We start from the raw sequence: 11570 nt of genomic DNA on the forward strand, positions 1-11570 counted from the left end.
CGGGAGTCCAGGTGAGGGCTCGCCTTGCCTGCTATTTTTGCGCAGGCAGCAGCTTCACCAGCTCGGCGACGTAGACGTTGCGGGCGGTCTGGATGATGGCCATGTCGCGCTTCAGGTCCGCCAGTTTGGCGTCCGTGGCGCGCACCATCTCCAGCTGCTGCTTCGCTTCCGGCGACAGGTCCGCCAGATCGTAGGTGATGCCGTTGATCTGCATTTTGTCGATAGTGCTCATGGCGCTCATGGTGTTGCAAGCCTCCCATTGTGACTGCTGCCCTGCGGGCGGCCGTGCCGCCGCCAGGGCCAGTTTGCGGTTGATGTGCTGAACAGCGGTGATCGCGTCCAGCGCTTTTTGCTGCGACACGTGCCAGCCCTTGCGCCTGTGCTCGCGGCAGGCGCGCAATGCCATGGCGCGGCCCTGGTCCGGCCCTTGCGCCACCTTCCAGCCGCCGTCCGCCAATGCGCCCGCCAGCCGCTCATGCAATGCGACCGGCATGGGCGCGTCGCGCAGCACATCTTCGCTCGGCTCGAAGCGCCCGGCCTGCGCCATGGCCACCATGTAGTCGGTGCCTTCGGCAACGATAGCCTGGCCGTTCGCGGCCACATGGATCAGCGGGCAATACGGCGCCAGTTCCGGCAGCAGGTGGTTGGGATAGATGGCATGCTGCCAGTAGCCCGTGGCGATGCGAGCGAAGTGCCTGAAATCGGCGATCGGAACGAAGCGCGCTTCATCGAAGGGCAGTAGCTCCACCTTGGGCTTACTGGGCGTAACCGTATCGTTGGACACGTCCAGGTAGAACGTCCCCAGCTGAAACGCGTTCTGGAAAAACTCGCCGCGCAAGTCGCCCCACATGCGCCGGAACTGGCCGCCGGCCTTTCGGAACGCCACGAACGCCGCGTAGCCTGCACGCGCCGGCTCGCTGAGGGCCAGCCCAGCGACATCCGCGTGGTCCAGAAGCTGCGCCACTGCCAGGGAGATCTCCAGGCATTGCCCCATCGGATAGGGCTTGCCCAGCTTGGCCGGCTGCAGGCGCTGCAGCGATGGGTCGACATGCGCCCTCAGTTCAAGAAAGAACGCCGCGATCTCCGGGAGAGCCTGGACCAGGTAACGTTCGGTCAATGCAGCCTGCCGGGCCCGATCAAAGGTCCGGGGCTCGCTCGGGAGCACGGCGCTGGCGGCAACTGGCGGGAAGGACCGTTTGTGCATAGCTTCCCATCATACGTCATGCTCAGCGCGGCAGCGTCCTTTCCACGTTGATGCGTGCCAGAGCGAAGGCCTGGCGCAGCACAGCCAGGTCGCCGATGTGATTCGACAGCAGCAGGATCAGCTGGGCGCTCAGCATTTTGCTCTGGCCCTCGTCCAGGCCATTGTGCGAGTCGCTCAGCATGTCGTAAAAGTCGTCGAAGTTATCGAGGTTGGAACCCAGGATCAGTGGCGCGTTCATCATGCTCGCACCTCAGGCGGTCAGCATACGGCCGGTGGCCAGGGCATACACCGTGCGGACGGCCAGCACGGCCACCGACACGGTCAGCACAAACAGCAGCACCATGGCGATTGCGCCCAGGCCCTTGCCGCCGGCCGAGCCGGAATAGATCAGCGCCGAATTGCTCAGTGCCGCCATCGGGAAACCGATGGCCCACCACGACGGCGAGAACGGCGCCGGCTTCGAGGCCAGCCGGTAGCAGACGATCACAAACAGGAACAGGCCGAAATAGAACAACAGCGCGGCGAACATGTCCACCTTCTGCACCAGGTTCACATAGGCGATGAAACCGACCGCGAACGGCGCAACCAGGATCATCTTCGACGGGCGCATGCCGTCCGCCAGCGGCGCATGGTGCACCAGCCGCGAGAAGATCAGGATAAAGAACACCACGGCGCTGACGCCGCCCACCGCTGCCGCCAGCAGGTTCACCTCATGCGTCCATTCCGCCGTCAGCGCGCCGCCGGTGACGACGATGTCGAGGCTGCCCACGCCGGCGATCAACCATGCGGGAACCGCGCTCGCCGCCGCAGCGTTGCCGTTCAGGAGACGCGAAATCATCAGCACGGCCAGCGCCAGCGTGACCGCCGCGCCGATCGCCCACACCACCAGTTGCGCACTTTGGCTGTAGGCGCCAATCACGCTGGAGAGTAGCAAAATGCTGATGCCCACGGTGCCGAAAAAATTGCCGATGACGGGGTGGGAAAATTCGTCCCGCACCAGTTCAGGGTGCCGCAGCAGCTTGCCCAGGTAGGACAGGCTCAAGACGACGAACATAATCAGCGCAACAATGCCGATGGCGTTCGAGACGGCGATATCGGTGCCGTAGGCCCTGCTGGCCAGGCGCCAGGCGAGCGACAGCCCGGCAATGCTCATCACTGAGCCGAACAGGCTGACGGGTAAATATCGGATAGACGGACGTGCTTGGGCGGATTCCATGATGACTCCAGTTGAGATAACGTGGAGCCATTCTGCATGAGCAAAGCCGGCCCGGGACCGGGGTGGCCCAAAACGCGCACCGCTTGTCCCAAAAGCGGCTATCGGGCTGCTACCTGCCCTCGCCGCCGGGGCGAAAACGGTCGCGGTACTGCTTGGGCGTGGAGCCCATCTGGCGCGAAAAGCTCATCCGCATCTGCGTGGCATTGCGAAAGCCGCAACGGAAAGCCACCGTTTTCAGCGGCACATCGGTTTCCTCCAACAGCTTGCGGGCAAAGTCGATGCGCACCTGGTCCACGAACACGGACGGTGTCACGTTGGCATGCTTGGCAAACGCGCGCGAGAAAGTGCGGCGGCTCACGCCCACCGCGTCGGCGATGTCCTCGATGGTGAGCGCGTCGCTGATATGGTCGGTCACGTAGCGCAGCACTTTCGAGACCAGCGAGTCCTCGTCCGGGCCGACCGCAAGATAAGGGCTGTACTGCGACTGCCCGCCGTCGCGGCGGACATACACGATGAGGCGCTTGGCCACCTTCATCGCCAGGTCGTGGCCCCAGTCCTCGGCGATCAGCGCCAGGCACAGGTCGATGCCGGCGGAGACGCCGCCGCACGTGAACAGATTGCCATCGCGGACGAAGATTTTATCGGGCCGCACGTTCGCGTCCGGGAACTGCATGGCCAGCCGCTCCGCGTGGTCCCAATGCGTGGTGATTTCGCGGCCCGTCAGCAATCCTGCGTGCCCCAGCAGGAACACGCCGTTGCACACGGCGCCGAACCTGCCTGCTTTGCGCGCGCGCGCCGCCAGCCATGCGACAAAGGCCGGCTCGGGCTGATAATCAAAATAGCGCGGGCCGCCCGCCACCAGCAGCAGGTCGCTCTCGGCGTTGAAGTTCGGGTAATCGCAATGGATCTTGAACTCCATGCCGCTGGAGCACATCACGCTATCCGGGCGGCCGCCCACCAGCGTAGTCTGATAGCGGTCCTTCTCCGGCAGCAGGCGGTTCGCCTCGGCGAACACATCCAGCGGCCCCGCCACGTCCAGCGCTTGCACGCCATCCAGTACCACCAGCGTCAGTTTCATCGAAAGTCCTCAATGACGGCAACAATGCAAAAAGCCCAGCCGGTGAGGGCTGGGCTTTGCATGAATTCTGGCTCCCCGACCTGGACTCGAACCAGGGACCTGCGGATTAACAGTTCGAGGGTCCGGGCAAATGGTAAGCGGAAAGTTGATGATTTGCAACGGACTTCTGGGGCACCACTGTGTCTGAGGGCAGACACCGACCTGATACCGAAACCCTATGGCATCTGCCGACCCTGCCCCTGTAAAAAGTCGAATCGGGTCAAGGGCTTAGGCAGCCGAGCGCCGAACGACGACCGAGCTGGGCACTGAGGCGGCACATACTGGCACTGGGATCCGTACTTTATCTCTTTCTCAGCAGCCATTGTAAGGCAGCGACAGCTTCCGCCCCGTTCCGGATGTTCGCGCGTACTGACTCAAATAAAGATCGGCTTCGCGTTGAAGTGGAAGGCTTTAAAAATCTTCGCTCGCTCTCCGTTATACCTATGCGTTTTTCCGTAAGAGAAAAGTTCTACCACCTGCGCCGCTTTGGCAGGGGGCCTTACCAGAAGACATCCTAAATGCTTTGCAGCCGCCAAGTTGTCATCAAAATTTCCTTTCAGGCACTTACGTACTCCAGCAACTACCAAGTCTGCCAACTGCAGGCCTACTGAATGCCGTGATGTGCGCAATACGTAACTGTCATGCATCATTCTGGTTAAATTAATGCCACCATGAAATCGTGGATCTTCTGTCTTCTCGAAATATGGAAAGAACGAATAGGCAAGATCTGCATAACGTGCAAAAGGTTGTGACGTCGTTCGGGAATAAATCATTCCCGTCATCAGACGCTCAATTATTTTTTCAAACATTGTGATTGAGCGGGCATTTTTTCTATCGATGCGCCAGTTGAATCGCTGAAGTGCGTCGGGAAAGCGAACGTCGTAGTAACTCAGCGCCCGGTTTACGACTTGATACATAAGATGAATTTGGCAAATAGCCTGGAAAAACAACTGCGGAGAGACCTTTTCAATCAGCTCTACCGTCTCTTGAATTGCCTTTCGCTCTTCTTCCGTCGCACTCGCCGATGATCCTGCTCGAACCGCTTTTATTTTGTTCCTGCGATGTTCCTCTATATTATTTTCATAACTTCCCTGCATACCGATGCAGTATAACGTGCAACCGGCATCAGCGAGGCTCGTGAGTAGCACATGGTAGCTTTCTTGATCATAGATATTTCGTTCAAATTCCTTCGAAGGATGAACATTGTTCACTTTCTTGAAGTGACGCAACGCAGCGTGAGCCGATCGAAAAGTAGACTCGGGAACGACCAAGGCTCCGACCACCGACCAAGAGTCTCGTCCTTTTTCTGGTATAAAAAGCCCAGCCTCATCGACAAATATGTGCATTCGATTCCTTGCAAGTAAATCCATGAAAAATCGACAGCATTGCGCTCAACCGACCATAATCATTTTGAGGGGAACGCCGTATGACCACACTTCGGGCAATCTAGCCACCAAGCCGAGTCTCCTTCACTCCCTTCGTAACCGCTCTCCTCCATTTCCGTGCCGCAAACAGAGCAAATACCAGTTGTGATCTCATCATTAGCGCCTGCCTTAACCTCCTTCTCGGCCTTAGCAATAGCTACAGCTGGCTTACCAATTATTTTCAAGGCATTACTCAAACTATCGGTAACACCCACCAGTTTTCGTATTTTACTGTCGTATTCAGCGCGGAGCATGCCGTAGTTTTCCAAGAATGTTTTATCTCTGGAAACGATGATTAAGTCTTTATCGCATTGCTCCAATAAAGTCTCCCAGATTAGCTCATCACCAATGGTGTACTTATCCGGCGATGTAGGCGGATTACCCAAAATCTTACGGAGTTTTGCCTTTTCGATCACCTCTGCGTTAGTAACGTAATAATTCATTTCGCCAATTAACTTCTTTATACCCTTCGTAACGGGGTCTTGATCCTCATCCAGGATCCAGGTTTCGATACGAGCTGCAAGCTTCTTGACTGCGGATTCTGCCACCTTTTTAGCCGCAAGCCATTCTTTGTATTCTGGGGTCTCTCGTACCACAGATACTGTATAGGGATTCATCGAGTTACTTTTCATTATGTTCCCAGCCAGCTGCGCGAGGCGACTATTCCTGTTGCGAGCAAATTCCTGTCCTGTTTGTTCAGTGATTACTAAATTCTCTCGAACCTCATGTAGCTCGTCGAAAACTGCGATGGAATCATGTGCGGCTTGATAGAAGTCTAAATAAACGTTGGTATCAATGTAGATGAGAGTCGTTAGCATTCGCAGTAGGATTTTATTGGTTAAATTTTTCGTAAATGGCTGTAAGTCAATGTCAAGTTCTGGCCGGTTCCGGCCAATTTCCAATTTATAACTATGGAAATTCCGCCCACTTCGGCAGCAACCAGTTTAAAGCAGAATATTTGATTGCCTAAGAATAGCTGTACGCAAACATCGTTTTCTCGAATCAAATTATTAGAATGACTTGCGTCCACCGCCGTAATTTAGGCGGATCGGGAAATTCCGATGTCTTCAATTTTTGCAATGGAGAACAAAGGCTCAGATCGGCGCATAAGATCATTGTGGTTCGCCTTTTCTAACACAGCTGTAATTCGGTCACATTCAAGATCGAACTGATTTACGACCCATGTCAATACAACATCACATAGCAGTTTAAGGTTGCTATAGTTCTCAGCCATGAGTGTTTCCGCGTGAATTGGCAGGGCAAAAATCTTCTCAATCTTGAATTCTTTCTTTCCGTTATTGATAATTGCCCCCGATATTGACTGCGAGAGGCTATTATCATCATGAGCCAGGTGTTTATTCCTCAATTCCTTAATATAATTGAACGCCCACAAAGCCACCTCTGGCTGCCCTTTGAGAACCTGATTTGGTTGAAGGAACCGCCGCGCCCCGCTCGAAAAGCATTTTACAAAGTGGGTCACAGCGGAACGCCAGAGCGCTTGCTGTATGAAGGCGTCGGTGGGGTGCCTGTTGATTCCTTCCAGGCAATTCAATGCAAACTCCAAATCAGCTTGGTGTAACGCAAGATCCGCGAGGAACTTCCCCTCTTGCCGAGTGAGCGCAATAGTCTTTACCGCGTCAGGGAAGCCCAGTATCTCAAACCGACCATCAACAAAAATGAAATTCAAGGACTCCAATTGTGTGCCTATAACTGTTATGTGATAAAAAATACGCCGTACCATTCCGAGGGTCTGTTTCTGGCCGAGCTCGACCGCCTAGTGAGGATAACATCTTACTCCCAAGAAAAACTCACCAATTCTCACAACCTATAGCATCGCGCCCGATTCCCTACAGAAGAACGGACGGCCCGTGCAAGCGCCGCCCTGACCGCAACAGTTACACGCCCACCGCCTCGTTAGCATCCTCCAGCACCTTGGCAACCGTCCGGCCCGCGCCCCTCATCGCCACAGACACGCTATTAGACGCCGCAAGCAACGTAGCCGACGATAGAAGTGCATACCGCTCCGTCACCTTCGCATCCGAATGCCCAAGGATTTTCTGGACCGCATACAGAGTGTGACCAGCATTCACCAAGAACGACGCATGCTGATGCCGAAGGTCATGCAGCCGAAGATCAGGCGGTCCAGCCTTCACCCGCAGACGCCCCCCATACTTTATTCACCGCAGTCAGCGGCTCCTTGGTCTGCAAGTTGATGAAAAGGCTGTCGAACTTCCCCTCAGTGCCTAGCCGGTCCAGGACCTCGATAGCGGTGTCGTTCAACGGGATCATGCGGACGCGCCCTGACTTGGAGTTCGTTGCCGGAATACGCCATGACTTCGACTGCCTATTGACGACGATGCCTGACTTACATTGTGCCTTGGCGGCCCCGCGCCCTCTTCGTTAAGACACACACAGCGGCCCTAGGTGCCACGCGGACGCCTCCCCATGCCCTCAGGATGGCAGGCCCCGACGGCCCATTAGCACCCCAAGAAACTAGCAAGGTGGCCCCCTCCCCCAAGCCCGCCCCCAGCACGCAGCCTGCTGTCTTGCGCCGCCCACAGAGTCCAACGAATTATCAGAAGTGCACATAAAACGATTGGTATGGTAAATTGTTGCCATCGCCCATGTTGGCTATTAACAAGGAAAATAACGTGTCCTCATATTCCCAAATCCAAGCATAAATCGCTGAACTCCAGAAACAAGCAGAAGCCGCACGTTCCAGCGAAATTTCGGCAGCTAAGGCTCAGATTGCTGAATTAATGAAGGCACATGGACTTTCTCTGGCTGACTTGACTGGGAAGTCCAAGCCTGCCAAGACGACCAATCCTGTAGCAGCGAAGTACAAGGATCCTGCGTCGGGAGCAACCTGGACAGGCCGTGGGCGTGCACCTCTCTGGCTCAATGGTCAGGACAAGGATCAATACCTGATAAAGTAGAAATGCGGCGACAGGGGAGTGGTCATACATCTACATCCGGAGAAGTCAGGACGGGCCTCTTACATAATGCTCATTTCTCAGCTAACCAGCAGCGGTATGCAGCATTCCGTGCAGGGGTGGCCATGGATCGTTTATTGGCTACTGGGACGCCTGAAACGGAACGACTGGCGACCCGTTGGGCACTCGCTTGGGACGTAGTCGCTGGCTGGCCGATGCATCGACGTATGAAGCTACGTATATCGCGTAGTGACCGACACCTTGGGCGAGAATAGACGGTTATCAAGCCGACATCCATTACCGGCCATTCGATATCACAAAGAACTCGGCAAAAAATATATGATTAATATTCGGAAAACCGTATCTCACGGTCGAATTGGTGAGGCGGTTGTAACAGCGAAGTGTTGGATGCATGGTATTCCTGCTCACAATACTAATGGGCTTCGTGCAAATTTCGCCGGTTCGGATCTTATCGTTGACACTGCCGATCCACGACGAAAACTCCTTGTGCAGGTGAAGTCCGGCTACGCTCGCGCCTCGCAGGTTTATTTTACCCAGGCAACCGGCGTTGAGGATTTAGAGGTCGCAAAATTCAAAGCGGACTTTGTGGTCTTCGTCAATATAGATGAGAAGGTCGGGCAGCAGCATGCACATGATGGCAAGCTCCAGTTCGATCATTTTTCCTTTTTTGTCGTGCCGGTAGATGACGCGAACCGGCTGTTTCGTGACGCCGTGCGACGAGAATTTGAGCGGCCAAAAAAGGACGGCGGGGTTCGTAGTCTGTCGGGCTTGGCTGTTTATGCTACGCCGGGAACGATGGAACCATATCGGGATGCGTGGCAACTGCTCCGATCGGTGCCACATTCAGGCGGAATTTAAACATAGATGGTGCAGTTCAGTTGTGCCTTAGTCTTGAAGCGCTGAGTTCAGTCAGTCGAGCTTTGGAGATGCTACCGCATGGTTCAATCCGCTCTGTCGCACCTGATTTTTTGGAGCCGATCTGAAATCTAGGAAACCTGAAAAATATGATAGATCGCAACGAACTCCTCCTCAACGACTTTTCAACAAGATCATTTCGAGACATGGCTGACCGTGATTACATACACGCACGCTTGGCACATCGTCACCGTCTGATTCCGCAATTCCAATGGTCAGCATTGCACTGTTTGGAAAAATATGTCAAGGCTATTCTTCTCTATAACCGGATACCATCCAAGGAACTGAAGCATGAGGTTTCCGAAGGACTATCGCGAATCAATAACGGGGCCAAATTTTCCATTGACCTGCCGACTGAGTGCCTGAAATTCATAGACCGACTCGAATCCGGAGCCGAATTTCGCTATTTCGAAGTCTCTTATTACAGCAAGCAAGAAGACCTTATCCTCTTAGATAAAACTGTTAGTTATTTACGCAGATATTGCCAAGTACTTGACTACAAGATAAAAAACGGCAACGAAGAGGTAAATATTTTGAATGCCATGATTAACAGGATAAACTCGTCCGCTGCAGACAACGTGATTGACACCTGCATCACTTCTGGATGGCTGGAAGGTATTATGAAGAAAAAAGATCACCCAGCACGAAATGCCCTGCTATGGAAAAATTTGTATTTTGGAGATAGAAAACGCCACAGCATTACTATGATTTTATATTCTGAGTCCGGCAACTCTCCTCTATACCTTCATCCAGAAATTTTAGACCTAGTTCTGCAATATGTTTTCCTACCGAAGAGGATAGCGAATGCGTGGAGAGAGGAGATGCAGAGACGGAAAAAGAAGGTGTAGCGTGATATTCCTAAGTTAATTTTTCGGTAGCTCGTGCTGGCTATATAAGAAGCGGGCTTTGCAAGTATAAATTCGAGTAATCTGGAAAAAGTTACGGTGAGCGATTTTGAACGGGCACAAATGGAGCTTCAACAACGGGACAGTTAACTCTGCCTGATAGTGCACCTGATGCCAAGGAGAAGCTGCCGCCCCCCCTGGATTGCCCTGCTGACCTAGAGTTAAAGAAGAATATAATGGCTAATCGTAGCATCAAAATCTCGAAAATTACAATACCCGTCGATAAAATTTCTTCGCTATCCGCTCATGAGCGTTATACTTACTACGTTCTGGGTCACGTATTTAATGAAATGATGACATTGCAGAAACTGGTCGGCTTTGCAATTCCAAAGCATAACGATTCTCGAGCACCCCGAAAAAGCGCGGAGTTTGCACAGCTATTCATGATTTTCCGACTGGCCGCTTCAAAGATTTACGAGTTTAAGAATATTGCAAATGGAAAGGAAGTAAAGACTAGCTTGGATAAACTGGTTTTCTCCAAAGAGCCTAGACTTCTTGATGAACTTAGAAAATTCAACAAATCGGTTAGTGGAGCTGCCTGGCTCACAAGATTGAGAAATGGTATGGGATTTCACTATCCGCAATTCGACGAATGGGTTCCTTATACAACACCAGATTCAGGATGGGTGGATGATATAGTGTATGTAGGCGAACAAACTGGCAATACTTTTTATGATGCGTCCGCCTCCGTCGCCTTACACTGGATGTTTGATAAATATCGCAGCGAGAACGTTCGGGACTCGGTTATGCCTTTAGTTGACGAATTGATAGATATGATCAAGCAACTTGTAAATTTCCTAGAAGCGGTTGTCAGCACAATTATTCTGACACTGGTACCCGATGCGGCCCCACAGCCGCTAGGAAAAATGCTCGCCCCTGAACATGACAAAGTATCATTACCTTACTGGACTCATCTTGCTCACATGCGGCGAACAAAAGATGAATAGTATGATTTCAGCAATGCGCTTCAGATTGACATGCCGAGCATGATTTAATTGATGGACCTCAAACAGCCCCGCGTGGCAGCTTGCCAACCGTTTCATCGACGCCCTCGACGCACCCGACGCCCAGGCCCCGCTGCCTCATAGTGCCCCTCAGGTGCCACGCTGAAGCGTCCCCATGCCCTCGGGATCGCGTCACCACAACGATGTCACAAGCGGCCACTATGCCCAAATGCACCACCCCGGCGCAGTAGTAGGCCCGTCCGGTGGCCGCCTTGGCCCAGCCCTTCCCTATAACGACCCACTGAATTCCTGCTCACGTCATAATTGAGGAAATTGACAGTGAGTACGAAAATGGACGAAGAGGTAAAACGCTGGACGGCCAAGCGCAAGAGCGCGCTGGTGCTGGAAATCATCCAGGGCAAAACGACGGTCGCGTAAGCAAGCCGTGCCTATGACTTGGCACCATCGGAAGTTGAAGCCTGGGTTGACGAAGGCAAGCGGGGCATGGAAAACGCACTGCGGGCCAATCCGCTCGATCTACGCGAGCAATACGAGCGCCAGATCAAGGAGTCGCAGGAAGCCTACGGGGAGGCGATGCTGGAGCTGCGGGTCCGAAAAAAGCTGCAGTCCCTGTTGGGCGAGGACGAGAAGTGATCGAGACGATCCGCCAGGGACTCAAAGCAGATGGGTTGTACGTGTCGACCAGCAAGCTGTGCAAATGGCTGGAGGTGCCGCGCCGCACCGCCTATTACAAGCCGACCAAGGCGGCGCCGAAGGTGAAGCCCGAGCTGGCCGAGCCCATCAAAGCCATGATCGAGGAATCGCCGTCCTTCGGCTATCGCACGGTGGCGCAGCTGCTGGGCATGAACAAGAATACCGTGCAGCGCATTT

12 protein-coding genes and 2 pseudogenes are annotated in these 11570 nt (G+C 53.9%); 6 read left to right on the plus strand and 8 right to left on the minus strand.

Annotated elements, in window-relative coordinates; all coding sequences use genetic code 11:
* Positions 1-31: 31 nt before the first annotated feature.
* The 8 genes from ASC94_RS33385 to ASC94_RS31440 all read right to left on the minus strand — a co-directional run bounded on the left by ASC94_RS33385 (position 32) and on the right by ASC94_RS31440 (position 7114).
* Positions 32-1117, minus strand: a complete 1086-nt coding sequence (locus ASC94_RS33385) for a DUF6447 family protein (protein WP_056405370.1) — start codon at positions 1115-1117, stop codon at positions 32-34.
* A gap of 109 nt (positions 1118-1226) precedes the next feature.
* Positions 1227-1442, minus strand: a complete 216-nt coding sequence (locus tag ASC94_RS31420; protein ID WP_056405493.1) for a DUF2783 domain-containing protein — start codon at positions 1440-1442, stop codon at positions 1227-1229.
* 12 nt (positions 1443-1454) lie between these two features.
* The gene (locus ASC94_RS31425; protein ID WP_056405371.1) at positions 1455-2420 is read right to left on the minus strand and encodes an SLAC1 anion channel family protein; all 966 of its coding nucleotides are present in this window, start codon (positions 2418-2420) and stop codon (positions 1455-1457) included.
* Between the two features lie 109 nt (positions 2421-2529).
* Positions 2530-3498 carry a GlxA family transcriptional regulator gene (locus ASC94_RS31430; RefSeq protein ID WP_056405372.1) on the minus strand — a complete coding sequence of 323 codons (969 nt, stop codon included), beginning with the start codon at positions 3496-3498 and terminating at the stop codon, positions 2530-2532.
* Between the two features lie 413 nt (positions 3499-3911).
* Positions 3912-4907, minus strand: coding sequence for a DUF3800 domain-containing protein (locus tag ASC94_RS32915; RefSeq protein WP_157201671.1), 996 nt, complete (start codon positions 4905-4907; stop codon positions 3912-3914).
* 35 nt (positions 4908-4942) lie between these two features.
* A complete protein-coding gene (locus ASC94_RS32920; RefSeq protein WP_157201672.1) occupies positions 4943-5779 on the minus strand; it encodes a PIN domain-containing protein in 837 nt (278 codons plus the stop codon).
* 221 nt (positions 5780-6000) lie between these two features.
* On the minus strand, positions 6001-6648 hold the full coding sequence (locus ASC94_RS31435) for a hypothetical protein (protein ID WP_157201673.1): 648 nt from the start codon (positions 6646-6648) through the stop codon (positions 6001-6003).
* Between the two features lie 208 nt (positions 6649-6856).
* Entirely contained in the window at positions 6857-7114 is a 258-nt protein-coding gene (locus ASC94_RS31440) for a tyrosine-type recombinase/integrase (protein WP_267875142.1), read from the minus strand.
* Positions 7115-7720: 606 nt separating this feature from the next.
* On the opposite strand from ASC94_RS31440, the gene ASC94_RS32205 reads away from it, so the two are divergent.
* The 6 genes and pseudogenes from ASC94_RS32205 to ASC94_RS31450 form a co-directional block, all read left to right on the plus strand.
* Complete coding sequence (locus ASC94_RS32205; RefSeq protein WP_373888145.1) at positions 7721-7897, plus strand: H-NS family nucleoid-associated regulatory protein; 177 nt, start codon at positions 7721-7723, stop codon at positions 7895-7897.
* 246 nt (positions 7898-8143) lie between these two features.
* Positions 8144-8773: a hypothetical protein gene (locus ASC94_RS32210; protein WP_229417467.1), complete on the plus strand. Its 630-nt coding sequence runs from the start codon at positions 8144-8146 to the stop codon at positions 8771-8773.
* A gap of 146 nt (positions 8774-8919) precedes the next feature.
* A complete protein-coding gene (locus ASC94_RS32925) occupies positions 8920-9678 on the plus strand; it encodes a HEPN domain-containing protein (RefSeq protein ID WP_157201674.1) in 759 nt (252 codons plus the stop codon).
* 233 nt (positions 9679-9911) lie between these two features.
* Positions 9912-10682, plus strand: coding sequence for a hypothetical protein (locus tag ASC94_RS32930; RefSeq protein ID WP_157201675.1), 771 nt, complete (start codon positions 9912-9914; stop codon positions 10680-10682).
* Positions 10683-11018: 336 nt separating this feature from the next.
* Positions 11019-11333: pseudogene (locus ASC94_RS31445) on the plus strand (DUF1153 domain-containing protein).
* Positions 11330-11570: pseudogene (locus ASC94_RS31450) on the plus strand (IS3 family transposase); the annotation flags it as partial. The pseudogenes ASC94_RS31445 and ASC94_RS31450, both read left to right, overlap by 4 nt.

Source organism: Massilia sp. Root418, assembly GCF_001425265.1.
GTDB lineage: Bacteria > Pseudomonadota > Gammaproteobacteria > Burkholderiales > Burkholderiaceae_D > Rugamonas.